General features: G+C 42.0%; 26 protein-coding genes, 1 tRNA gene and 1 riboswitch. Of the genes, 7 read left to right on the top strand and 20 right to left on the bottom strand.

From position 1 onward, the window contains the following. Positions 1 to 260 precede the first annotated feature (260 nt). The 3 genes from gcvPB to gcvT are packed head-to-tail and all read right to left on the bottom strand — an operon-like array spanning position 261 to position 4,192. Complete coding sequence (gene gcvPB / locus AB5I83_RS01620) at positions 261 to 1,724, bottom strand: aminomethyl-transferring glycine dehydrogenase subunit GcvPB (protein WP_167831531.1); 1,464 nt, start codon at positions 1,722 to 1,724, stop codon at positions 261 to 263. Continuing rightward, on the bottom strand, positions 1,717 to 3,063 hold the full coding sequence (gene gcvPA / locus AB5I83_RS01615; RefSeq protein WP_448972345.1) for an aminomethyl-transferring glycine dehydrogenase subunit GcvPA: 1,347 nt from the start codon (positions 3,061 to 3,063) through the stop codon (positions 1,717 to 1,719). Before gcvPA ends, gcvPB begins: the two co-directional genes overlap by 8 nt. 22 nt (positions 3,064 to 3,085) lie before the next feature. Further along, positions 3,086 to 4,192 carry a glycine cleavage system aminomethyltransferase GcvT gene (gcvT, locus tag AB5I83_RS01610; RefSeq protein WP_448972343.1) on the bottom strand — a complete coding sequence of 369 codons (1,107 nt, stop codon included), beginning with the start codon at positions 4,190 to 4,192 and terminating at the stop codon, positions 3,086 to 3,088. 197 nt (positions 4,193 to 4,389) lie between these two features. Then, positions 4,390 to 4,478, bottom strand: a riboswitch (glycine riboswitch). 174 nt (positions 4,479 to 4,652) lie between these two features. Here gcvT and AB5I83_RS01605 point away from each other — a divergent pair. Both AB5I83_RS01605 and AB5I83_RS01600 read left to right on the top strand, forming a co-directional pair. Beyond that, positions 4,653 to 6,341: a DEAD/DEAH box helicase gene (locus AB5I83_RS01605; RefSeq protein WP_448972341.1), complete on the top strand. Its 1,689-nt coding sequence runs from the start codon at positions 4,653 to 4,655 to the stop codon at positions 6,339 to 6,341. Next, positions 6,319 to 7,107: a YqhG family protein gene (locus tag AB5I83_RS01600; RefSeq protein WP_448972339.1), complete on the top strand. Its 789-nt coding sequence runs from the start codon at positions 6,319 to 6,321 to the stop codon at positions 7,105 to 7,107. Before AB5I83_RS01605 ends, AB5I83_RS01600 begins: the two co-directional genes overlap by 23 nt. Positions 7,108 to 7,159: 52 nt before the next feature. Here the strand turns inward: AB5I83_RS01600 and AB5I83_RS01595 are convergent, their stop codons facing one another. The 9 genes from AB5I83_RS01595 to comGA are packed head-to-tail and all read right to left on the bottom strand — an operon-like array spanning position 7,160 to position 11,911. Continuing rightward, entirely contained in the window at positions 7,160 to 7,342 is a 183-nt protein-coding gene (locus AB5I83_RS01595; RefSeq protein WP_167831536.1) for a YqzE family protein, read from the bottom strand. A 41-nt stretch (positions 7,343 to 7,383) separates the two neighbouring features. Further along, positions 7,384 to 7,884, bottom strand: coding sequence for a shikimate kinase (locus tag AB5I83_RS01590; protein ID WP_448972337.1), 501 nt, complete (start codon positions 7,882 to 7,884; stop codon positions 7,384 to 7,386). Between the two features lie 16 nt (positions 7,885 to 7,900). Beyond that, positions 7,901 to 8,212: a competence type IV pilus minor pilin ComGG gene (gene comGG / locus AB5I83_RS01585; RefSeq protein WP_448972335.1), complete on the bottom strand. Its 312-nt coding sequence runs from the start codon at positions 8,210 to 8,212 to the stop codon at positions 7,901 to 7,903. 59 nt (positions 8,213 to 8,271) lie between these two features. Beyond that, positions 8,272 to 8,748: a competence type IV pilus minor pilin ComGF gene (gene comGF / locus AB5I83_RS01580; protein ID WP_448972333.1), complete on the bottom strand. Its 477-nt coding sequence runs from the start codon at positions 8,746 to 8,748 to the stop codon at positions 8,272 to 8,274. Then, positions 8,699 to 9,034 (bottom strand): hypothetical protein, encoded by a 336-nt coding sequence (locus AB5I83_RS01575; protein ID WP_448972332.1) that lies wholly within the window; start codon positions 9,032 to 9,034, stop codon positions 8,699 to 8,701. The genes comGF and AB5I83_RS01575 overlap by 50 nt, the downstream gene beginning before the upstream one ends. Next, positions 9,018 to 9,458, bottom strand: coding sequence for a competence type IV pilus minor pilin ComGD (gene comGD / locus AB5I83_RS01570; protein ID WP_448972330.1), 441 nt, complete (start codon positions 9,456 to 9,458; stop codon positions 9,018 to 9,020). The genes AB5I83_RS01575 and comGD overlap by 17 nt, the downstream gene beginning before the upstream one ends. Beyond that, on the bottom strand, positions 9,455 to 9,781 hold the full coding sequence (gene comGC / locus AB5I83_RS01565) for a competence type IV pilus major pilin ComGC (RefSeq protein WP_448973860.1): 327 nt from the start codon (positions 9,779 to 9,781) through the stop codon (positions 9,455 to 9,457). The genes comGD and comGC overlap by 4 nt, the downstream gene beginning before the upstream one ends. A gap of 35 nt (positions 9,782 to 9,816) precedes the next feature. Further along, positions 9,817 to 10,848, bottom strand: coding sequence for a competence type IV pilus assembly protein ComGB (gene comGB, locus AB5I83_RS01560; RefSeq protein WP_448972328.1), 1,032 nt, complete (start codon positions 10,846 to 10,848; stop codon positions 9,817 to 9,819). After that, positions 10,835 to 11,911 carry a competence type IV pilus ATPase ComGA gene (comGA, locus tag AB5I83_RS01555; RefSeq protein WP_448972326.1) on the bottom strand — a complete coding sequence of 359 codons (1,077 nt, stop codon included), beginning with the start codon at positions 11,909 to 11,911 and terminating at the stop codon, positions 10,835 to 10,837. The genes comGB and comGA overlap by 14 nt, the downstream gene beginning before the upstream one ends. Before the next feature lie 135 nt (positions 11,912 to 12,046). Here comGA and AB5I83_RS01550 point away from each other — a divergent pair. Then, a tRNA-Gln gene (locus AB5I83_RS01550) sits at positions 12,047 to 12,118 on the top strand. A gap of 36 nt (positions 12,119 to 12,154) precedes the next feature. Here AB5I83_RS01550 and AB5I83_RS01545 read toward each other — a convergent pair. Beyond that, on the bottom strand, positions 12,155 to 12,508 hold the full coding sequence (locus AB5I83_RS01545; RefSeq protein WP_226085337.1) for a Spx/MgsR family RNA polymerase-binding regulatory protein: 354 nt from the start codon (positions 12,506 to 12,508) through the stop codon (positions 12,155 to 12,157). Positions 12,509 to 12,701: 193 nt separating this feature from the next. Between AB5I83_RS01545 and AB5I83_RS01540 the strand changes: the two genes are divergently transcribed. Together AB5I83_RS01540 and AB5I83_RS01535 are read left to right on the top strand one after the other, a co-directional pair. Beyond that, positions 12,702 to 13,403 carry a helix-turn-helix transcriptional regulator gene (locus AB5I83_RS01540; protein WP_448972324.1) on the top strand — a complete coding sequence of 234 codons (702 nt, stop codon included), beginning with the start codon at positions 12,702 to 12,704 and terminating at the stop codon, positions 13,401 to 13,403. Between the two features lie 79 nt (positions 13,404 to 13,482). Beyond that, positions 13,483 to 13,728 carry a DUF2626 domain-containing protein gene (locus AB5I83_RS01535; protein WP_023627332.1) on the top strand — a complete coding sequence of 82 codons (246 nt, stop codon included), beginning with the start codon at positions 13,483 to 13,485 and terminating at the stop codon, positions 13,726 to 13,728. Between the two features lie 56 nt (positions 13,729 to 13,784). Here the strand turns inward: AB5I83_RS01535 and AB5I83_RS01530 are convergent, their stop codons facing one another. Beyond that, positions 13,785 to 14,873, bottom strand: a complete 1,089-nt coding sequence (locus tag AB5I83_RS01530; protein WP_448972322.1) for a class I SAM-dependent methyltransferase — start codon at positions 14,871 to 14,873, stop codon at positions 13,785 to 13,787. A gap of 168 nt (positions 14,874 to 15,041) precedes the next feature. Next, positions 15,042 to 15,677 carry an MBL fold metallo-hydrolase gene (locus tag AB5I83_RS01525; RefSeq protein ID WP_448972320.1) on the bottom strand — a complete coding sequence of 212 codons (636 nt, stop codon included), beginning with the start codon at positions 15,675 to 15,677 and terminating at the stop codon, positions 15,042 to 15,044. Positions 15,678 to 15,861: 184 nt separating this feature from the next. Between AB5I83_RS01525 and AB5I83_RS01520 the strand changes: the two genes are divergently transcribed. Further along, positions 15,862 to 16,341, top strand: a complete 480-nt coding sequence (locus tag AB5I83_RS01520; RefSeq protein ID WP_448972319.1) for a hypothetical protein — start codon at positions 15,862 to 15,864, stop codon at positions 16,339 to 16,341. 111 nt (positions 16,342 to 16,452) lie between these two features. Continuing rightward, entirely contained in the window at positions 16,453 to 16,626 is a 174-nt protein-coding gene (locus tag AB5I83_RS01515) for a DUF2759 domain-containing protein (protein WP_448972317.1), read from the top strand. Positions 16,627 to 16,673: 47 nt separating this feature from the next. Here AB5I83_RS01515 and AB5I83_RS01510 read toward each other — a convergent pair whose 3' ends face one another. The 5 genes from AB5I83_RS01510 to AB5I83_RS01490 form a co-directional block, all read right to left on the bottom strand. Next, positions 16,674 to 16,991 (bottom strand): MTH1187 family thiamine-binding protein, encoded by a 318-nt coding sequence (locus tag AB5I83_RS01510; RefSeq protein WP_448973858.1) that lies wholly within the window; start codon positions 16,989 to 16,991, stop codon positions 16,674 to 16,676. Positions 16,992 to 17,015: 24 nt separating this feature from the next. Next, positions 17,016 to 18,176: a YqgU-like beta propeller domain-containing protein gene (locus AB5I83_RS01505; RefSeq protein WP_448972315.1), complete on the bottom strand. Its 1,161-nt coding sequence runs from the start codon at positions 18,174 to 18,176 to the stop codon at positions 17,016 to 17,018. Between the two features lie 248 nt (positions 18,177 to 18,424). Then, positions 18,425 to 20,314 carry an LTA synthase family protein gene (locus tag AB5I83_RS01500; protein ID WP_448972313.1) on the bottom strand — a complete coding sequence of 630 codons (1,890 nt, stop codon included), beginning with the start codon at positions 20,312 to 20,314 and terminating at the stop codon, positions 18,425 to 18,427. 273 nt (positions 20,315 to 20,587) lie between these two features. Continuing rightward, positions 20,588 to 21,565 (bottom strand): ROK family glucokinase, encoded by a 978-nt coding sequence (locus AB5I83_RS01495; protein WP_448972311.1) that lies wholly within the window; start codon positions 21,563 to 21,565, stop codon positions 20,588 to 20,590. Positions 21,566 to 21,581: 16 nt separating this feature from the next. Then, positions 21,582 to 21,788, bottom strand: coding sequence for a YqgQ family protein (locus AB5I83_RS01490; RefSeq protein WP_226085342.1), 207 nt, complete (start codon positions 21,786 to 21,788; stop codon positions 21,582 to 21,584). Between the last annotated feature and the right edge of the window lie 654 nt (positions 21,789 to 22,442).

Raw genomic sequence — 22,442 nt, 5'->3', positions numbered from 1 at the left:
CCTCTGATTTCCTCCAAACCTGTCTGAAGTTGCTCCAGATTCGGACAGCTTTCCTCTGTTTTCCTTCAAACCTGTCTGAAGTTACTCCAGATTCAGACAGCTTTCTTCTAATTTCCTTCAAACCTGTCTGAAGTTGCTTCGAGTTCGGACAGCTTTCCTCTGATTTCCTCCAAACCTGTCCGAAGTCGCCTTAGATACGCCACCACAACAGAATCAAAAAAAGTCCTGCCAATAACAAAACTGGCAGGACTCACATCATTCTATTCAGCTTTCTGGTAACGCAATACCGGTTTCCTTGCAGCTGTTGTTTCATCCAGACGGCCTATTACTGTAGAGTGTGGGGCTTCCTGGACGATTTCCGGATTCTCTTCTGCTTCTTTTGCAATCTGGATCATTGCGTCGATGAAGGCATCAAGAGTTTCCTTGGATTCTGTTTCTGTTGGCTCGATCATGATCGCTTCTTCTACATTCAATGGGAAGTAGATGGTTGGCGGATGATAGCCGAAATCTAGCAAGCGTTTTGCAATATCCAATGTGCGGACGCCAAGTTTCTTCTGGCGCTTGCCGCTGAGGACGAATTCGTGTTTGCAGTGTCTGTTGAATGGCAGATCATAGTACTCTGCAAGTCTTCTCATCATATAGTTCGCGTTCAGTACGGCATACTCCGTAACGGCTTTCAAGCCATCTGGACCCATTGTGCGGATATACGTGTATGCACGGACATTGATGCCGAAGTTTCCGTAGAAAGGCTTAACCCTTCCAATCGACTGCGGACGATCGTAATCGAATTTATAAACGCCATCCTGCTTCGTCACGATTGGCTTAGGAAGGAATGGAATCAAGTCTGCTTTTACACCGACTGGGCCTGAACCTGGTCCGCCGCCGCCATGAGGGCCTGTGAATGTCTTGTGTAGGTTCAAGTGAACAACATCGAAGCCCATGTCGCCAGGGCGCGCCTTTGACATAACGGCATTCAGGTTCGCTCCATCATAATAAAGCTTTCCGCCTGCGCCGTGGACAATCTCTGCCATCTCAAGGATATTTTCTTCAAATAGACCAAGTGTGTTCGGGTTTGTCAGCATCAATGCAGCTGTATCTTCACCCACAACCTTCTTAAGGTCTTCTAAATCAACCAGACCGTTTTCATCTGATTTAACCGTGATTGTTTCAAAACCAGCTACTGTTGCTGAAGCTGGATTCGTTCCGTGCGCAGAGTCAGGAACGATTACTTTTGTACGGTTCTGATCGCCGTTCGCTTCATGATAGGCACGGATCATCATCAAGCCCGTCCATTCACCGTGAGCACCTGCAGCCGGTTGAAGAGTCACCTCGTCCATACCAGTGATTTCAATCAGATGTTCCTGCAGGTCGTACATTAATTCAAGAGCACCCTGGACAGAGCTTTCATCCTGCAATGGATGCAAATGCGCAAAACCGTTGAAGCGTGCCACATTTTCATTCATCTTAGGATTGTATTTCATTGTACAAGAACCAAGCGGATAGAATCCGGAGTCTACACCGTGGTTACGCTTGGATAATGCAGTGTAATGGCGCATGATATCAAGCTCGGAAGCTTCAGGAAGTTCTGGCTCTTCTTCACGAAGGAAACCTTCTGGCAAAAGCTCTGATAAATCTGTTTCCGGAACATCCATTTCCGGAAGGCTGTAGCCGACACGGCCTGGTGTGCTTAATTCAAAAATGAGTGGCTGATCTTCCTTATGCATTGATATCCCCCATTTCCTTTACAAACATATCGATTTCTTCTTTTGTTCTTAACTCTGTTACCGCAACAAGCATATGGTTGTCGAGATTGGAATCATCACGTCCAAGGTCATAACCGCCGATAATGCCCTTTTCAAGCAGCTTTTGGTTCACTTCTTTTACTGGTTTATTCAGCTTGACGACGAACTCGTTGAAGATCGGGCCTTCGAATGCGATTTCAAAGCCATTTTCTTTAAAAGCTTTTTTCGCATAATGTGCCTTTTGGATATTGGCAACAGCCATTTCACGAACACCTTTTTTACCTAGAGCAGTCATCGCCACTGAGGCAGCTAGCGCATTCAAGGCCTGGTTCGAACAAATATTGGAGGTCGCTTTATCACGGCGGATATGCTGTTCCCTCGCCTGAAGTGTCAATACGAATCCACGGCGTCCCTGATCATCCTTCGTCTGTCCGACTAGTCTGCCCGGAACCTTTCTCATGAGCTTTCCAGAAACAGCGAAGTATCCGCAGTGAGGACCTCCGAATGCTGTCGGAATTCCGAATGGCTGTGCATCTCCGGCAACGATATCAGCACCGAACTTACCAGGAGGCGTCAATGCACCTAATGCAAGAGGATTGCTGGATACGACGAATAATGATTTATTTTCATGAACGATGGCTTCGATTTCCTTCATTGATTCGATGCCGCCAAAGAAGTTTGGATACTGGACGATGACAGCTGCTACTTCTTCACTTGCCATATCCTTCAGTGCTTCAAGGTCAGTGACGCCATCATTATGCGGTACTTCGACAACATCAATGTACTGGCCCTTAGCATAACTCCTGACTACGTCCTTATATTCAGGATGGACAGCACTAGAAATCAATACTTTCTTTCTTTTCGTATGGCCCGCGCTAAGCATTGCAGCTTCAGCCAATGCTGTGCCGCCGTCATACATAGAGGAGTTCGCAACTTCCATGCCAGTCAATTCACAGATCATCGTCTGGAATTCAAAGATCGCCTGAAGCTCACCCTGAGAGATTTCCGGCTGGTATGGCGTATACGCAGTGTAAAACTCAGAACGTGAAAGGACATGGTCAACAATCACTGGAATGTAGTGGTCGTAGACACCTGCGCCAATAAATGAAGAATTCATTTTCAAATCGGCATTTTTCGCAGCCATCTGTGCCAGCTCTTTCATCAGTGCTGTTTCTGACTTGGCTGGCTTGATGTTGTATTCTCCGGCAAAACGGACTTTTTCAGGAATATCGCTGAACAATTCATCGATCGATGAAACGCCAATGCTTTCCAACATTGCGTTTTTATCACTTTCAGTCAGCGGTAAATAGCGATGCTTCATAACTTTTTCCCCTCTCCGGCTTTTACTTTTTATCTCTTTTATAAAAAGGTGTAGCAGAAACAGCAGCTTTTAAACGCTTGCCGCGGATTTCAACTTCCACTTCATTGCCTAACTCAGTTTCTCTTGTATCAATCAGTGCAAGCCCAATGTTCTTCTTGAGCGTCGGGGATTGCGTGCCTGTAGTGACTTCGCCAATCTGAGTATCCCCTTTGTAAACTGGATACCCATGGCGAGGAATCCCGCGGTCGATCATTTCAATGCCGACAAGCTTTCTAGGAAGTCCATTTTCTTTTTGCTGCTTAAGCGCTTCTTTTCCAATAAAATCAGCTTCTTTATTCAGCTTAACTGCGAAACCAATCCCAGCTTCAAGCGGGCTGATTTCTGATGAAAGCTCTTGGCCGTATAGTGCCAGATTGGCTTCAAAGCGTAATGTATCCCTGGCACCAAGGCCGCATGGGATGACTCCCTCTTCTTTTCCTGCTTCAAGGATTTCCTTCCAGAGGCTTACAGCATCCCCGGCATCGCAATAGATTTCAAATCCATCTTCTCCTGTATATCCAGTTCGTGAAACAAGCGCTTTCTTGCCGTTCAGGTCTACTTCCTCACTGAACTTGAAGAAACCGATTGTGCTTAGGTCATGATCCTTTGCAAGCTTTTGCAGGACTCCTTCACCAAGCGGGCCTTGTAACGCAAGCTGCGCCATGCCTTCGGACAAATTCTCGATTTGAACATTCCCTTCAAGGTGATCATTCATCCAATCGAAATCTTTTTCTATATTGGATGCATTGACTACAAGCAGATAATGCTCATCTTCAAGTTTATAAACCAATAAATCATCAACAGTGCCACCTGTCTCATAACACATCGCTGTGTATTGGGCTCCGCCGTTTTTGAGTTTTGAAACATCATTCGTCATCAACTTTTGTAAATAATCCAGACTATCGGGGCCTTTTACCTCGATCTCTCCCATATGAGAAACATCGAATAGACCAGCTTTTGTCCTAACTGCTTCGTGCTCTTCCTTGATGCTCGAAAACTGGACAGGAAGTTCCCAGCCTCCGAAATCAACCGTCTTTCCACCGTATTCCTTATACACATTAAATAGCGGTGTCCGTTTTAATTCAGTCATTATGTATCCCCCTTCGTCCTATAGCTAAAAAATCAGTTTGTGAACGTTTTTAGTTGAGGCAATTGCCATTGGAGCCATAAAAAAGGACAGAGCACCCCCTCTGATTCTGAGAAGGTCTCTGTCCTTTCACCTGAAAGTTTACCTGTAAAGGCTTTCCCCTTTGGTGGCTCCCACTAAAAAAGCGCTCTCCAGAGATGCGTCAAACAAGAGTTCTTTTGCCTGAGAGATTCACAAAGTCTGCTTGCTCCTTCGGCGCTACTAAAGTAGTCTCTCCCCTTGTTGTCATCCGCATTTATATTATTTTCACAATTGGGCATGCTAGACGTTATTACACATGTCTGCAAACTGACTATTTAAGACTATAAAATGACAAATTTCAAAACATTCAAAAGCTAACTTCATCCTACCATTAGAGAGCTAATTTCGGCAATATATTTATACTTAAAAAGAGGTGGATAAAATGACTCTGGAAATTAACTTTGATTCTTCCTGGCAGGACGAAATGGCTGGGAGAATTGAAAATGACGGGCCCTGGGGAAATTGGGAGCTATACAAACTGGCCGTGGAGATAGAAAAACATACCATCATCCCGGAATTCGAGGGACTTCAGGCACCATCGCATCTACCGGAACTCACTCCCCTTCCGCATCAGCTGGAGGTAGCGAAACAGGTCGTTGAAAACATGAACGGAAAAGCCATACTTGCCGATGAGGTCGGTCTTGGAAAAACGATAGAGGCTGGATTGATTTTGAAAGAATACATGATCAGGGGGCTTGTCAAAAAAGTATTGATTCTTGTTCCTGCTTCCCTTGTTTCGCAATGGGCCATGGAGCTGAATACCAAGTTCCATATTCCTGCAATAGCCCAAAAGAAAAGTTACGTATGGGAGCAGTGTGATGTTGTCGTATCTTCAATCGACACAGCTAAACGTGTGCCGCACCGAGATATCATCAATAATTTAAATTATGACCTTATCATTATTGATGAAGCTCATAAGCTTAAAAATAATAAAACAAAAAACTATGAATTTGTCCAAAATCTCAAGAAAAGGTTTTGCCTGCTTCTGACTGCCACGCCAATACAAAACCGGATTGAAGAAATTTTCAATCTCGTTTCTCTTTTAAAACCTGGACATTTAGGCAGTGAAACGGCATTTTTTGATAAATATAAAAAGGACGCCAGGTCAGTAAATGATGACGAACACCTCAGGGAACTGGTCAATAAAGTGATGATTCGCAACAGGCGGGCTGATACTGGAATCGAATGGACCAAGCGCCATGTCGAAACCATCCCTATACAGTTCTCGGAACAAGAACGGGCACTTTACGATTCGATTCAATCATTAAGAGGTTCTGAAAGCGGACTAAACTCAAGCCAATTCTCATTAATGACGCTTCAGCGGGAAGCATGCAGCAGCAGGGAAGCAGTTTTCTACACACTCAGGAACATGCTTCAAAGACAGGAGAATCCATCGGTCGGCTTCCAAAACACCATCGCACAGCTGATCAAACGTGTAGAGGCCGTAACAAAGAATTCCAAGGCTGAAAAAGCGCTGGAATTAATCCAGCAGATTGATGACAAGGTCATTATTTTTACCGAGTACAGGGCCACCCAACTGTACCTTCAATGGTTCCTTAAGCAAAATGGCATCACATCAGTGCCCTTCCGAGGAGGATTCAAACGCGGCAAGAAGGATTGGATGAGAGAGCTCTTCCAGAAGAATGTCCAAGTCCTGATCGCAACGGAAGCTGGCGGTGAAGGAATCAACCTGCAATTCTGCAGCCATATCATCAACTTCGACCTTCCGTGGAATCCGATGAGACTTGAGCAGAGGATCGGAAGGATTCACCGCCTTGGGCAGGAGAAGGATGTAAAAATTTACAATTTCGCGACAAAAGATACAGTCGAAGAACATGTACTGAAACTGCTATACGAAAAGATCAACTTGTTTGAGAAAGTCATCGGAGAACTGGATGACATCCTGACCAAATTGGAGTTTGGCAATATAGAAGATCATCTTACCGATATTTTTGGAAAGTCGGCTTCTGATGGTGAAATTCGGATCAAGATGGAGAACCTGACATCGATGATTCAGTTCGCAGAGGAAATGAAGGAGGGAAATCAGCGTGCAGCAACAGGAAATCCATAATTTTCTCGAAAGATACTTTACCGCGAATAACTGTGAATTGGTTGAAAATAACAAGGGTTATATGACAGTGCAGCTGACGGTGGATCTTGACAAGGAGTTGATGTACAGACCATTTTACTGGCATTATCTTGAGAAGACTGGCGGCGTCCCCAACCCAATGAAGCTGACCTTCATAACCAATAAACAGCAGGCGCCGGACGATATGAAAGGTGAGGTCATCCACTTTGGATCACCGCGGCTTCATCAAATTTTTGCATCGACCAGAAACCTGGCCGGTTATATCCGTTTATACCAAAATAACCAATTTCCAGTCCAGACACCACTTATCCCCTGGATTGGTCTGAATATGAAAATATCCTATCAGTGTGACAGAAAGCGTGATGTTTTCCATTCAATCGGACTGCAGCTGATCAATGGCAGGATGGTAGAAGACTTTCATGACAAATTACTGAAGCTGCCGCTTAGTTCAAAAATACCGGACTACGCCTATACACTCTCTCCACTAATCAAGCCAAAAAGCGGCGTGAACAGAATCCAGTCATTTCTGAATGCCGGGGTCGAGCAAGAGGATCATACGTGGGCGGAAGAGGCAAGAAAACGCTGGCAGAAGGATCTGGAACTGCTTCATCACTTCTATGAAAATGAAGAAGAAGCGTCTGACAGCTATAACACGGAAAAAGCTGCATTACAGGAGCAATATGAACCCAAAATCAATATCGAAATTGTCAATGGGGGATTGTTTTATTTAACAGATCGTGCTTTATGATGACAAGTCCCTAAAAAACAAACCCGGCTATAGTTTAAGCCGGGTTTTCCAGTTAGTTCTTTTTCTTTTTGATGCTCGACATCAGCATAAATGGCAGGATGCCAAACCACCTGAACATAAAGGTAGCTTCTGCTTCTTTTTTTGCCTGCTTCATCTTCTGGCGTTCTTCTTTCGGTTGGTCAATATATTTTACAACAGTCTGGGTAAGATATTTCACATAATCATTGGTTTTCATAGTTACACCATCCTCCGTACGTTATCAAGTATAACCAGGAGTTAGTTTTTCATACGCTGGATGATTTCATCGACAATCCTAGAAACTGTTTTCTCGGAAGTATCAATCTCAATATTTGCCGTTTCTTTATATAAAGGAAGCCTGCTACTGTACAGTCTTTCCGCAGCTTCCATATTATTTTTGCTTAATAAAGGCCTGGTGTCGTCACCCTTGAGCCTGCCCATAATAGCGCTGAAATCTGCATGGAGGAAAACAACATTCTTTTTTCCTTTTAAAAATCCCCTGTTCTTTTCCGACCCAATAATTCCACCCCCGGTGGCGACAACGGCATCTGCATTCGGCATTGAATATAAGACCTCTGACTCCAGACCACGAAATTCCTCTTCGCTTTTAATAGTGAAGATTTCATTGATTGTCATTCCGGCCTTTTTGACAATTTCCAAATCTGTGTCGTAAACATCCACTTCCAATTTTTTGGCCAATTCCTGTGAAACAGTAGTTTTCCCCGATCCCATGAACCCAATCAGATAGATTGCTTCCATATCTCTTTATCACCTATCATTTCTTTTCTCTCCATCTTATCATTGCCCCAGTATTCTTGTCATATTGCGCGATACCCAGAGCTTTCTCCCCGCCTTCAAGTTTAAGATTAAAAATGACCTCTTCCACGCTGCTTGAAACATCCTGCTTTTGAAAGCTAACATATCCTAACTTATACTCCAATGTACCTGAAGCAGGTAAAGAGCCTTCGCTCCTCATGTTCTCCGTCTGTTTGACCGAGCATAGCATATAGTATTCCTGCAGCCGGATCGCTTCTGTTTCCTTCGCGAATTTTTTGCCAGCGACATAATTATCTGTCAATATCAGCAAAGAAAATGACATCAACAGCAAAAAAATCATCGTCAGTGGATAAACAAAACCTTTTTGATTTATGGTTCCACACCCCCTGCTTGGTAAAATCGTTGAACCCTGACCGAATAATAGGTTCCTTCTATATCCCTAGCTTTTATCTCTACGCCATCAGCTATTTTGCTAAAACTGAAGCTTGAAATGTTTTGTATCAAAATTTCATGCCCCTGATAGTTCACCCTCCTGCGCATACTGTTAGCATATTTTTCATAAAGAATGACCTGCTCATCCACCTTCATCAGCAATTTGTCTGGCTGGACAGTCATTTGCTGTGCTGAGCGGATTTCTCTTTTCACCTGGCTGCTGAAGATCTCCCACTCCATTTTCCTCTCCATACTCTCTGTAACTCGATGATCAAGGATGATTTTCATCCCTAAAGGCAGCATCGAGGCAATCAACAAAAATAGAAGGACAGATAAAAGCATCTCAGCCATCGTAAAGCCTCGTTCACTCTGAAGGCACACATTTTTTTTGCTGCTGATTAGCGTAATCAACATATAGAACGCAAACCTCCCACGAGGTATCTCCCTCATTACTAGTGACCTTGATATCATAGCGGTCGCCATTCTGAATGATATATTCTCTACCCGAATATGTTCCTTCAATTTTCAAATACATCAGTTCGTCATATATTAAATGGCTGGCTGTAACACTCTTTTCGGACTCTATTGTCTGATTGACAATTTGTATGGCAATCGGCAGCAAGATGGCAGTACCCATGAAAAAAGCGGCAAGCGACAACAGCATCTCACTCAGAAAAAAACCATCATTCTTCCAAAACATAAAATCTGCCCTTTCCAATCTGAAACATCATCTTATATTTTTTCGAACCTGCAATGATGTAAATAGACCCAAAGCTATCGATATTCCCATCCGGCTTATATTGGAACATCAAATTCATCGTTCCTTTTTCCACGATGATGTCGGGTGAGTAGTGTCTTTTGGCCAGGTATGGCGCAGTATAATCCATTCCGCGGATATAGTAGTAATTATTTTCCGGCATGATATGAACGGTAATGGTCTCTTGATGGGAAATTGCGTATTGCTGGCCGTAGAGAAGGTCGGACTTTAATTGAGAAAAGAACATCTCCTTTTCGAGCAAGTCCTTCTGGGGTGAAAACAGGAACGCAGATATAAGGGAGAGCATCAAGAAGGCTGATAGCACGATCAGCATTTCAACCATAGTAAACCCGCCAGAGTGATTCATGGTCCGGTGACAGTGCTCTCTTCTTTCTTCAGCACCGAACCATCAGAATTAATCACAAGTTCAGTTTTACCGTCTGGACATTGGGAACCGGTGTTTTTCAGGTATTTGTCCGTTTTAAGCTGATCAAAGGTAGGAATGCTATTGTTGTCGATCTTATATGCTTGCACTTGAGCCTCTACCATTTTTATATAACCCTCGCAGCCCTTTGAATTGATATTTGAACTATGTGTAGCGATATTCGGGACTGTAATAATTAGCAGAACAGAAATCACGAGCAAAACAATCATCATTTCTATCAAAGTGAAACCTTTTTGGTTTTTCATCATGCATTCTCCTTTTTTTCCGCATCAATAAATGCTTAAATACCTTTCATCATCTGGAACATTGGCAGCAATATGGCGAGGTACAATGAAACGACGAGCAAGCCGATGAAGCTATACAAAATCGGCTGCACTGTCTTCATCGCTTTTTCCGATTTTTCTTCAAGTTCTTTCAGGCAATGCCTGCTATAAAAATAAAGTTCCTGGTCAAGCTTCCCGTTCTCCTGCCCATGTTTGATAATCCTTGGCAGCTCTGCCTCAAAAAACAGATACTCTCCAACTGCTTTGTCAAAATCCTGGCCGGCAGCCAGTTTTGAAATCATATCCTTCCCTATTTCCCTTGCGAATGGTTCATGCACGTTTTGCTCAAACACCTTCAATGCCGCAAGCACGGAAAGTCCGCCAGAAAACAAATAGCTTAACTGGACAGAGAAATAGTGTGAGTAAAGAAGCCTGACAAATTTTCCGGCAATCGGCAGCCTGACAAGCATCATTTTTTGTTTCATTGGATGGATGTTTTTAAAGCTCGAGAAGTAGTATAAAACAAGCAATGTGAGGAGGCTGAGAAGAATATAGAGCAAGTTTGGGAGAAATGAGGCGGTTGCCCCGATGGTTTTCATAAAGATGTTCGGAGCAAGGTTCATGTCTAAAAAGAGTGAGTTGAATTTCGGAAGCAAGATTCTGTTGACGAAAAAGAATAGGCTGAATGTAAGCATCAAAAGCAGTAATGGATAAGCTGCAAGCCTTTTTAATCTCTGGTAATCTGCGTCTCGCTTAATGACCATATCACTGCCTTCAGTAAGGGTCCGGGCCAGGCCCCCATGCTGCTCAGCAAAATAAACATAGCTGACAAGATCCCTTTTAAAATTCAATTCTTCCAGAATCAAATAAAGAGGAAATCCTTCGCGCAGCTTTTCTAGGCTTTTCCTAACCTCAGCTTTTCTCTTCTTTTCCAAATAAAAAGTCATGGATTCAATCGCTTCAGCCAGTGAATAACCGCGCGACAGCAATTCCCCTGTCCGTTTGAGAAACCTGGCCTGTTCAGCGACAGGCCATTTACTCTCCATCATTGAGAACCCACCTCTGGTATTCGGACTCCTTGATGAACCCCAGAGCGATTCCTTTCCGGATCGCATCTTTGAGTGTCTTGTAATGATAGCTTTGGCTCTCCCCCTTTGCTTCCTTCAGTACAGCAGATAAATCCTTCCCCGTAAGGATTTCGAAGACATTCCCTCTTTTTCCGTTGCCCGATGAATAGCAAAATGGCGAACAGCCCCCTTCACAGTACGGACACTTCAATTCAACGAGCCTCTGTGCCGTCACTGCAATCAATGTCTGTTCAATTTCAAGCCAATTGATCCCGAATTCAATTAGCCTGTAAATCGCTCCTCTGGCATCCCTTGTATGCATCGTCGTCAGTACGAGATGACCTGTAAGCGAGGCCCTGATAGCCGTTTCCGCGGTCTCTTTATCCCGAATTTCCCCAACCATGATAATATCCGGGTCGTGCCTGAGAATGGCCTTCAAGCCTGCAGAATATGAAATGCCAGCCCGTTCATTGACCTGGACCTGGAGAACTGTATCACTCGGTTTTTCAATCGGATCCTCAAGTGTAATGACATTACGATTGACTATATCCGAAGTTTCGGAAAGCATGGAATACAAGGTAGTCGTCTTTCCACTGCCGGTCGGTCCAGTAAAAATGATTAAACCATGTGCGTGTTTTAAAAGGGAAATCAGTTTTTTTGATGTGGATGGAAATAAAGAAATTTGGAAAGAAGGAGATTGATTTTGTTTGGGAAGGAGTCGTATGACCATGCTTTCGCTCTGGTAGGCTGGAAGCGTGGAAATCCTTAAGCCGATTTTCATTTCTTGGAATTGATACGTGAAAGCACCGCTTTGAGGACGTCTTTTTTCACCAATATCCATTGAAGCTGTGAATTTGAAGTGGGAAATGAGGCGCTCACAATCAACCTGTTCAAGTGTGTACCGGGGGAGTAGCTGATTGCCTAGCCTGAACTTAATCAGTGTGTCTTTCTCGCGAGGGATAATATGTACATCCGACGCGCCACTTCTTAAAGCATCTTTCAGGACGTTGTCCGCTAGCTGTTCAATTGATTTGACAATAATCATGCACCACCTTTTTGGGTTATAGAAAAGGAATTCGCCACACCCCCTTCTCTTCCTGCAAAAAATCGATCTTAAATATGTATAAATAGTGACAGTTCTATTTATACTAACTACCGTAACGTCAACAAGTCATATTATTGGGCTATAGCCAAGCGGTAAGGCAACGGACTTTGACTCCGTCATGCGTTGGTTCGAATCCAGCTAGCCCAGTCCCTATAAAAAACGGAAGCATAGCGCTTCCGTTTTTTATTTAGCAATTTTTTTCAATGCATCAGGGTTAAAACCGACTATAAGCTTTTTCCCATCTGTCAAGATTGGGCGTCTAAGCAGCTTCGGTTCTTCAATGACTAGTTTAATTACCTCTGAAAGTGGCAGGTCTTCCATGTCCATATTTAGGTTTTTATAGGTTTCTCCTCTTGTGGCAAGCAGTTCATCCAAGCCTTCAGTCGTCAGTGATAAAATTTCCATTAATTCTTTTTTCGATGGAGTATCTTTGAACATATGACGTTCCTTGAATTTCACGCTGTTAGAGACCAGCCACTTTTTTGTTTTACGGCATGAAGTACAACTTGGATATGAATAAAACGTCAGCTCTTCCATTAAGTTAACCTCCTGGCGAACAAAATTATCTTATATACACATTGTATAACTTTTGTATAACATTTGTATAGTATTTTGTCATCATTTCGCCATTTAGTTGTGAACATTTTCTAAACATATAGTGTAAACAGTGTAAACCTTATTTTCCTCTGTATTATAATGAAGGCAAATTAGTGGTCTGAGGTGAACTAAGGTGGAGCAAACATTAAAAATTACAAGTGTTTTGTCTGATCCAACGCGTTATTATATTTATCAATACATCACAAAAAGGCATAAGGATGTAACTGTTCAGGAAATCGCCGATAATTTCGATATTCATCCAAATGTAGCAAGATTGCATCTATCAAAACTGGAAGATGTCAACATGCTGATATCCGAAACGAAAAAGACTGGCAAGGGCGGCCGTCCAAGCAGACTTTACCGTCTATCAGATGAAGTGATCCAGCTGCACTTCCCTTTCCGTGATTATCAGTTATTGTCCAAAATCGCAATGACCACCATGATGTCACTTGGAGAAGCTGGAAAAAAGGCATTGTACATGACAGGTAAACGTTTTGGTGAAGAACTGATGGATCAGGAACTAGCACGCCACCCGCAAATGTCCGCTGAAATGACGTTTGAACATAAGTTGAATTCGATCAAAAATGCGGCAACTCTAGCTGGGTTTTATCCTGAATTCGAACCTAACAGTGAAAAAACTAAAATTTACTTTCAGATCTTTAACTGTCCATTCAAGGAAGTGGCAATGGATCATACAGAAACAGTCTGCAATATGCACTATGAATTTTTGCGCGGAATGTTCGAATCCCTCTTTGGTGAGATTGAATTGATCGAAAAAGAGAATATGTTCACGGGCTGTGACTCTTGTTCATATCAAGCAGTTATTGCACAATAATCAATCCTTGTTTACTTTTCACTCCACTTTACTTTATAATATGATAGTGATGGACTTGTAGGGTAAAGGAGGGATATCTTTGGATCGTATGTACAGAGTTTTAGGATTCTGGACGGGAATCTTTGCTGTCATGTTTTTCTTGGGTGACATGTATACGACGTCCTTGATTTTCTTTGGTCAAACTGGATTTTTCTTGTTATTAAGCTACTTGAAACTGTCTGAGCGTATGTACATATACGTCTTCGGCGCATACTTAACAATTTTCTTTGCTGGATTTACTTACTGGTCAACATTTATGATGCCATTAGGTGGAACTGGACATTGATCGATTGTTAAACCCAAATAAAAAAAGCGATGGCGATCCATCGCTTTTTTTATTTTTTAAAATAGTTTTTTCATGCCGCCCATTCCCTTAGCCTGTACGATAACATGAAATGACTGGCTGATCCCTCCTGGCAAGATCAGGCTCCGAATTGCACGATTGCGCTTGCTTGCTTCAGAAAAAGGATTAGGATCGTTGTGCTCCGCAAGCTCTTCTAATATCCCCGCAGCCATCAGGAATTCATCCTGCCTCATTTTTTGCAGAAAGCTCAGGCCGTATTTTTCACCAATGAATTTAAGTGCATCAAAATGCACATGGCTTGTAATATCCATTTCACCTGGATGCTGCAAAACATCATGATGCATCTGATGCTGGTAATATCCTCTCAAGCTTCCGCGCCTGCGAGCTGGGTGCTTCCATTCTTCTTTCGTATAACCGTAATCTACACTCAACATGATTCCCTTTGTCATATTCTCTGAAATCGATTTAATGAAAGGTTCATACGAAAGAGGTATCTCCATCCTTTGCCCTTCAGCCAATTCTATTCCCTGGTCATTTATGAAAGCTTTCATTTTTTCGTTCACTACCGGAATCATGACTTCTTCAAGTTGTCCATTTTCATATCTTACAAAAACTTCGTTGACTACACTCTCACACTTTTCGATGACATGGATCGGGAAAGCATCAAATAATTCATTAGAAAAAACCAGACCTTGCTTCATGCCAGTGTTTTCAAATGCATCTCCATAAAGGATGTCCACGTTTTCCAAGCCATTCAACTCTGCTGTTTGAAGCTTTCGATGATAAGGACTCGCTTCCACAATCCAATAGCAAAGCGTTTCCTCATTTACCTCATTCCAGCCTTGAATGAATGCCCTGGCAAATCGCCCATTGCCAGCGCCTATTTCACAAACAGACGGCGGCAAGCAAAGGGCTCTGGCATTTTTCGCATACCACTTTCCTATCAATTTGCCAAACACATCAGCTACATTGCTGGATGTATAAAAGTCGCCTTCTTTGCCTATTTTCTTGCGTTCCATTATGTAATAGCCTGCCTCAGGATGATAAAGTGCAAGCTCCATATACTCAGCATAAGAGATCATTTTTTCTGGAGAGGCTTCAATATACTGTTTAATTATTTCTTTCATATTAACTCCTTGAAAAAAGTTTTCACTATTGACATAGTGTTTTCGATATTATATTGTTTTAGTAGTAGCTTAACTATATCCCCTCCCATGATATGAATAGAACATCCCCCAGGAAAGCCCTTCTCTTTGAGAAGGGCTTTTCTAGTCTTCTTCATCATGCTGCGATCTTTAAAATCCGTTTAAAAACGGATTGGAATCCATTTCAAAACCAATCGTAGTCGTCGGTCCGTGTCCAGATAGCACCTCTGTTTGTTCTGGAAGTACCAGAAGCTTATCATGAATGCTTCTGATTAATTGATTATGGTTTCCACCCGGCAAGTCTGTCCTTCCGATGCTTCCATTAAAAAGGGCATCACCTGCCAGTACAAATTCTCCTTCTGGAAAATACATTGAGATACTTCCTGGAGAATGCCCTGGCGTTTCATACACTTCGAACTTAAAACTCCCAATTGACATGGTACCCTCATCTTTAATCAAGTAGTCAGCAGCCCGCGCTTTTATCGGCTCGTTCAACATGAAATGCCTGGAACCATTCAGGGCAGGATCTGGTAACCAGTCTTTCTCGTTTTCATGGATATAAACTTTGATACCATACTTATCCCTTATACGATCCACCGCACCAATATGATCGAAATGAGCGTGTGTCAGAACAATTGCTTCCGGCTTTAATTCCAGCTGTTCAATCACTGTTGCCAGCTTTTTCGGATTATCTCCTGGATCCACAATCAGGCATGATTGGTTTTCATCGTATACGATATAGCAATTTGTTTGTAAAGGACCTAAGGGAATCTGTTTCCATTTCATTAAAGTAGCCTCCAGCTTCTAGTGGTATTATTAATATATTTATTTTACACTATTGTCAGGCAAGTTTTCAGGGGTTGCGATTGAAACAGCTTGTAGCCATCTTCTGAACAAACGGTGTTTAACCTAAATTCACACATTCATAATGGTTAGGTGTTCTCCAATAAAACACTAAGGAGACGATGAAATGCAAATTTTCTTTGCTATTGAGGCCGACCCTATAATCAAGGAACTGCCTGAATTTGAACAGTTACTTCTGTCAGAAGCCCCTCCGCAACTTGTTCATGGAAATATCTATATTTATGGACAGCAACAAATGGCGGAAGCAGCCTCAGCATTGCTGACAGAAGCTGACCTTCATGAAGATACACATCAACTGATAAAAGTGGAAGGATCTGCCGGAGCGGATTTTTATGATTATGGATTTCACACTGGTACTGATACTTATTTATATACTAATGATCTTTCAGCCTACAGGATTATAGATGGCAGTAATGCCCAGATTAAGATGGCTCTTATTCAGCTGGAGGAACATCTCGTGTATACCTCTTCGGAAAGTATTTATTTTTCCATCAACCATTATACTGACCTGATATTGGGTATAGTAAAGGCATATGAAGTAAAAGTTGAGTTTTTAGACCTCGACAAATGGTGTAAAAAAATATAAAATATAAAACGAGTGTATGCTTGTCATTACATAACAGGCTGCCGCCTAATTTCAATCAACTTTTTCAACAAACAGGCTTATGTCTGCCTAATTATGAAGGGGGCTTTTATCATGGGATTGGCAATTATCTTGGCTTTAGTCACACTGCTTGCCGGTTATGCAACTTTCTCAGCGCTTAAAAACAAAAACATTCTTGGAATCGTCTTTGGTGGAGGAACTTTCTTGGTTATTGGCTGGTTCACAGTCATGACGGTCCTTAACAACGGCTTCCCAGTAGCGCACTAATTTTATGACACATGAAAAGACCACCTATAGCAGGTGGCCTTTTTCATTTACTGCTTTTTCAACAATTCGTTTACTCTGTCTACCTTATCCTGCATCCTTCTTTTCACATCACGCCTGTCATCAATCCTGATATTTGTGGCCACACGCTGGATTCCTGCATTGAAGGGTGCTTCATGAATCGCCTGGATCACCTCAAACAAAACCGGCAGCTCACCTTCAATCAAAGTATTCATCGGCGTAAGCTGATATTGAATTTCCCCTTTTTCCTCATATTGCTTAAGTATCTTTTGGATATCTGCTACATAAGAACTCACACTCGGTGTTTCCGTTCCGATTGGTATAACTGTTACATCGACGATTGCCATCATAATCTCTCCTTGCAAATTCAATTAGTAAACGAGGTCAAACATCTCGTTTGTCTCAATATTCAAGACTTTTTCGAGCTGGAATCCATACAGGCACATCTCTCCCGAAGGTGAACAGGAAAGTGGTTCGTTAGCCAGCTCGCTAAGCACCACTTCTTCTTTTTGGGATTCTAAGTGATAACGCATCAAGTTATATCCGCCCTCATATAGATCGGCATCTCCCATACTGTTTGCCTTCAGATAGATAAAACCCTTCCCATTTTCCATTAAATCATAAAATGGAACGACCCATCCAGAAAAAGAGGTTAGCAAAGGTGCTGTAAAACTGGCCACCTGTCTGTCCCCACTCCTGAAAAATGAATACAATCCCAAACCTGGATTTTTTTCATCATCCACTTTGACAGTCATTAAATACGGCCCTAAAGAATCGAACTGATAAATACCCTCAAACAAAGTTTCCGTCTTGCTTTCATTAAGTGATAAGGAATTTAGTGGTGCTGTTAGCTCCATCCCTTCTTCGTCCCATTCCTGATAAACAAGTTCATCCTCAGAAATCCACCTGACAAAAGGTTCTGGAAGTTTAATCTCATCTAGCTTATTGTTCCTCAAATCCAGCAAATAACTTTTGAAGTCCCATTCTTCTGTAAAAGCAGATATCATAATCAAATTTTCATCGAACGGATTCCACTCAAATGTTATTTCATATGATTGAATGCTTGTAGAGTACAATTCTTCACCTGACAAATTGATGATCGTCAGAAGGCCTTCTTCTGATGCAGAGCTATGGATGAGAACCTTTTTCCTATCTGGACTTGGTACCGCTGTTATGATTGGCTCATCACTTCTATAAAGCAATGCTCCCTTTCCTGTCCCGAGGTTGTAGGAATAAAGCAAAGAAGTTTGTTCTCCTTTATTTGAAACATAGAGGATTTCTGAACCACTCAGCCACCCTGCTGATTTATAGAATTCCTCCTCCTCACCAATCTCAATAGGAATAATTCCTTCTCCTAAAAACGAAGGAGACGGCAGTTCTCTTATCCTATCCACACTATGGTCCGCTCTTTTATGTAATGAACCTTCAAGTTTCTGAGTGCAGCCAGAAAGGGCCGTTGCAGAAGTGATGATGATCATGATCCCCCATATAACCAAAGGTATACGATATGTACTTTCCTTGATGTTCTTCACCTCAGCCCCCCCTTTTTTAAACAATGTATATATCTGTACGTTAGAAACGCCGAAATGTTTCAATCAATTTTGAAAAATTAGTAAATCATTTTACACTGCATGAAAACCTGTTTTTTTATAAATTCTCCCATTATTAAAAAACTGTTATTCTGCACTATGTAATATCTCATTGATTCAGGTTAATTTCCACTATAAAGTTAGCAAAAAACCTGCACCCAAATTATATTCAGGCGCAGGTTTTCTATTGATTATTCATTTGACTTTGATGAACCATTTTCTTTGTCAGTATCTTTCTCGTCATAAAATCTCAGTAAGTCACCGTAAATGATTTTATCGGAGAATTCAAGCTCGTTCTTTGCTTGATCGAAGTAACGCTCACAAGATGCGTTATCAGTCGGTTCACCAGTTGCTTTATCATAGCAAGTTTCTCTTGTGAATACATTATCCTTCGTTATGAAGCTGCCATCACGAAGAACAGCGAAATCATTTCGGTCCTTCGAGAATAGGTCTGAACCAAAATCGATGTTATTTTTTGTATCGATTCCTAATAGGTGAAGGATTGTCGGCTTAAGGTCAATCTGTCCGCCAACCGTAGGCATGACTTTGCCTTGTTGCCCAGGAATATGGACGATCAACGGCACTTGTTGAAGCTGGGTGCTTTCAAAAGGTGTGATATCCTTGCCAAGGTATTCACTCATCGCTTTATTATGGTTCTCTGAAATCCCATAATGGTCACCGTATAAAATAATGATTGAGTCTTCGTAAAGTCCTTCATCTTTCAATTTTTGGATGAATAGCTTAAGAGCCTCATCCTGGTAACGTACAGTTGGGAAATAATTATTGACTGTCTTATCATTTGACGTATAAGGGTCGATAAAACGGTCTTCCTCATTCAGTTCGAATGGGAAATGGTTCGTCAACGTAATGAACTTTGAATAGAACGGCTTTGGCATAGCCTTCAAATGGTCAACAGATTGCTGGAAGAACTCAATGTCTTTCATGCCCCAGCCTACTGAATTTTCTTCTTTCACTTCATAATCCGGCAAGGAGTAAAAGCGCTCGTAGCCCAGTGATTGATACATGATATCACGGTTCCAGAAGCTCTTATTATTCGCATGCAGAGAAGCCGTGAAATAGCCATTTTCGTTCAAGATTTCTGGTGTTGCAGAATATTCATTGCCAGAGTGGGTAAAGAAAACAGCACCTCGGCTTAATGGATACAGTGAATTCTCAACCAGGAATTCAGAGTCTGAAGTTTTACCCTGGCCAGTCTGATGATAGAAATTATTGAAGTAATAACTATCTTTGATGAAATCGTTCAGGAATGGGGTAATTTCCTGTCCATTCACTGTTTGGTTTATGACAAAGTTCTGGGTGGATTCCATTGATATTAGAATGACATTTTTCCCTTTTGCTATACCAAACATCTCATCGTTAGGCGGTAAATAGTTTGCACGCACATAGTTGTCAATGTCTGCAAGCTCGCTGCCATCAGCCATTGCTCTCTGTGCGGATGACTTAGATTGTAAGTAAGCATCATACAGGTGGTAATTGTACGTTCCGATATTTTTAACAAGCATTTCTCTATCGAATGTTCTTGTCAATAGCTGAGGCCGCTCAGTTTCAGCCATTCCCAGGTTAAAGAATGCAATCGCAATCGCGATAAGGAAGAAAGATCTGCGGTCCACTTTTGTATATTCACGAAATACGATTAGATTTGGTTTGAATTTTAAAAGAACAGCCAACACGAGCAAGTCTGCAAAATAAAACAAATCGCTGATGTTGATGAGTTCGGTTACACTGCTGCCCAGATCACTCATATTACTCGTCTGGAAAAGCACAGGGATTGTCAGGAAGTCATTGAAGAAACGGTAGAATACTACATTAGCGAACAAGATAGCTGAAACTATGAAACTTGTTATTAAAATGTAGCGTTTCTGAGCCTTCTCCTTCATGAACATGCTGATTCCCAGGATGATCATCAGGAAACTTAAGGGGTTCATGAGCAGAATGATTTCCTGTCTCCAGTTTTCAATCTTTATATCAAAGCTAGTTTTATAGGCAATATACGTCTTTAGCCAAAGCAGGATCGTCGCAATAGCAACAATGGATGCTTTAGTCCATGTATTCTTCTTCATTTTGCTTATTACCTCCCTGTCAAATATAACAGATGTGGGAATTTTTAGGTTATTTTTTCCACTTGCTCAAGAATCAAAGATAATCTTAATACTTTTTTTTCTAAAAAGCAAACAAAATTAAAGTAAAAAAGTATAGACCAATTATTGTGATTTTCCACTACTTTAGACGAATTAAACCTTAAAAAGTTTCAGGAATGCCCAAATTCCGAAAATTGAAACTTTTGTCTCATAAAAAAACAGGGAGTTTTCTCACTGAAAACTCCCTGCAGCTAGTTATTCTTGTCTAATTTTGTTCTTGACCAACCATGCAGCCCCAATCACGCCTGCATCATTTCCCAATGTAGCGATACTTATTTCGGTTGATTGAGCAACTCGAGGAAAAGAGTTGCGCAAAAACTCTTCTTTTATCGGATTGAGAAGGACATTCCCTGCTTTGGAAACTCCTCCGCCAAGGACGATTTTTTCCGGATTAAGTGTATTGGCGATATTGGCAAGTGCAATTCCTAAATGCAAAGCCACTGAATCAATGACTTTCATCGCCAATTGATCGTTCCTTTTCGCAGAATCAAAAACATCTTTCGCCGTTACAAAGCCTGTTTCCTTATACACTGTTGCCAGTTCTCCGGTTGAAGATTCTTTGTTCAAGGCTTCAGTAGCAATCCTGACAATTCCAGTTGCAGATGCAATGGTTTCCAGGCAGCCAGTTTTGCCGCAGTTACACGGCGCTCCACCTTCAGCCATTGAAGTGATGTGGCCGATTTCACCTGCAGCGCCACTCACTCCGTGAACGATATCCCCATTTGTGATGACACCGCCGCCTACTCCTGTTCCCAGGGTGACACACACAAGATCTTTGGCACCATTTCCTGCACCCTTCCACATTTCACCCAGTGCGGCACAGTTCGCATCATTATCGATTACAGCCGGAAGCGAGGTTTCGACTTCAAGCAGGTCTTTCAAAGGATATGGCTCTCTCCATCCAAGGTTCACTGCTTCAAAAATCACACCGGTCGCAAGGTCAACCGGGCCAGGAGCGCCCATGCCAATCCCAATGATTTCAGTTTTGGAATGGCCTAACTCCTCAAGTTTTGCGTCAATAGCCTTGGCGATATTGACTGTTATATTTTTTCCTTCGTTTGAAACATCTGTTGGAATCTCCCACTTATGAAGGATTTCGCCATACATGCTTATGAAAGCAAGCTTGGTTGTTGTTCCACCTAGATCTACCCCTACAAGCCATTTTTCAGCCATTTTCTGTCACCTTTTCTCATTTGCGTTTTTTTTCTGTTTCCAGACGGATTTCTTGTCTTAAAAGTAAAATCGCAGACTGGTAATCTTTTGTCTCAATCAATTGGGAATTATAAAGTTCTTTCAGTTCGGCAGTCATGAGTTCTAAGTCCGCCACCCTGTCACCTATGTAAATAATTGTCCCGAATTTTTTCAGGAACTGCTGGATGTCATAAATCGTCTTCAACGTAATCCCCTCAATGTTTGTGAAAATAAGAACATGCTTTCATTACTTTAGTATAAAGGATACTCTATGCCTCCTCAAGTATGCAGGAGAAGATTTTATGACAAATAAGAAAGCGCATTACACATTTGTAAAGATTTTCGAATATGATTCATACCGAATATCCCCTATGGGATGCAATTTTACCTCAAGGGCACATTTCTCGCCTAATTGTGCCCTTAGGGAATGGAATTCCCCTTCATAAGTGTACATTTCTCGCCTAATTGTGCCCTTAGGGAATGGATCTACCCTTCATAAGTGTACATTTCTCGCCTAATTGTGCCCTTAGGGGATGGGATTCCCCTTCATAAGGGTACATTTCTCTCCTAATTGTACCCTTAGGGAATGGATCTCCCCTTCATAAGGGCACATTTCTCACCAAATTGTACCCTTAGGGGATGGAACTCCCCTTCATAAGGGCACATTTCTCGCCTAATTGTGCCCTTAGGGGATGGGATTTCCCTTTATAAGGGTACATTTCTCGCCTAATTGTGCCCTTAGGGGATGGGATTCCCCTTCATAAGGGCACATTTCTCTCCTAATTGTACCCTTAGGGAATGGAACTCCCCTTCATAAGGGTACATTTCTCGCCTAATTGTACCCTTAGGGGATGGGATT

This window comes from Mesobacillus sp. LC4 (assembly GCF_053543455.1).
Note: the sequence above shows the minus strand (reverse complement) of the source record. Positions and strands in the feature narration are given on the sequence as shown.

Coding starts and splice junctions, on each gene's coding strand:
- gcvPB (WP_167831531.1), bottom strand. CDS start 1,724: ATGCATAAGGAAGATCAGCCACTCATTTTTGAATTAAGCACACCAGGC.
- gcvPA (WP_448972345.1), bottom strand. CDS start 3,063: ATGAAGCATCGCTATTTACCGCTGACTGAAAGTGATAAAAACGCAATG.
- gcvT (WP_448972343.1), bottom strand. CDS start 4,192: ATGACTGAATTAAAACGGACACCGCTATTTAATGTGTATAAGGAATAC.
- AB5I83_RS01605 (WP_448972341.1), top strand. CDS start 4,653: ATGACTCTGGAAATTAACTTTGATTCTTCCTGGCAGGACGAAATGGCT.
- AB5I83_RS01595 (WP_167831536.1), bottom strand. CDS start 7,342: ATGAAAACCAATGATTATGTGAAATATCTTACCCAGACTGTTGTAAAA.
- AB5I83_RS01590 (WP_448972337.1), bottom strand. CDS start 7,884: ATGGAAGCAATCTATCTGATTGGGTTCATGGGATCGGGGAAAACTACT.
- comGF (WP_448972333.1), bottom strand. CDS start 8,748: ATGTTGATTACGCTAATCAGCAGCAAAAAAAATGTGTGCCTTCAGAGT.
- AB5I83_RS01575 (WP_448972332.1), bottom strand. CDS start 9,034: ATGTTTTGGAAGAATGATGGTTTTTTTCTGAGTGAGATGCTGTTGTCG.
- comGD (WP_448972330.1), bottom strand. CDS start 9,458: ATGAATCACTCTGGCGGGTTTACTATGGTTGAAATGCTGATCGTGCTA.
- comGC (WP_448973860.1), bottom strand. CDS start 9,781: ATGAAAAACCAAAAAGGTTTCACTTTGATAGAAATGATGATTGTTTTG.
- comGB (WP_448972328.1), bottom strand. CDS start 10,848: ATGATGGAGAGTAAATGGCCTGTCGCTGAACAGGCCAGGTTTCTCAAA.
- comGA (WP_448972326.1), bottom strand. CDS start 11,911: ATGATTATTGTCAAATCAATTGAACAGCTAGCGGACAACGTCCTGAAA.
- AB5I83_RS01545 (WP_226085337.1), bottom strand. CDS start 12,508: ATGGAAGAGCTGACGTTTTATTCATATCCAAGTTGTACTTCATGCCGT.
- AB5I83_RS01530 (WP_448972322.1), bottom strand. CDS start 14,873: ATGAAAGAAATAATTAAACAGTATATTGAAGCCTCTCCAGAAAAAATG.
- AB5I83_RS01525 (WP_448972320.1), bottom strand. CDS start 15,677: ATGAAATGGAAACAGATTCCCTTAGGTCCTTTACAAACAAATTGCTAT.
- AB5I83_RS01520 (WP_448972319.1), top strand. CDS start 15,862: ATGCAAATTTTCTTTGCTATTGAGGCCGACCCTATAATCAAGGAACTG.
- AB5I83_RS01515 (WP_448972317.1), top strand. CDS start 16,453: ATGGGATTGGCAATTATCTTGGCTTTAGTCACACTGCTTGCCGGTTAT.
- AB5I83_RS01510 (WP_448973858.1), bottom strand. CDS start 16,991: ATGGCAATCGTCGATGTAACAGTTATACCAATCGGAACGGAAACACCG.
- AB5I83_RS01500 (WP_448972313.1), bottom strand. CDS start 20,314: ATGAAGAAGAATACATGGACTAAAGCATCCATTGTTGCTATTGCGACG.
- AB5I83_RS01495 (WP_448972311.1), bottom strand. CDS start 21,565: ATGGCTGAAAAATGGCTTGTAGGGGTAGATCTAGGTGGAACAACAACC.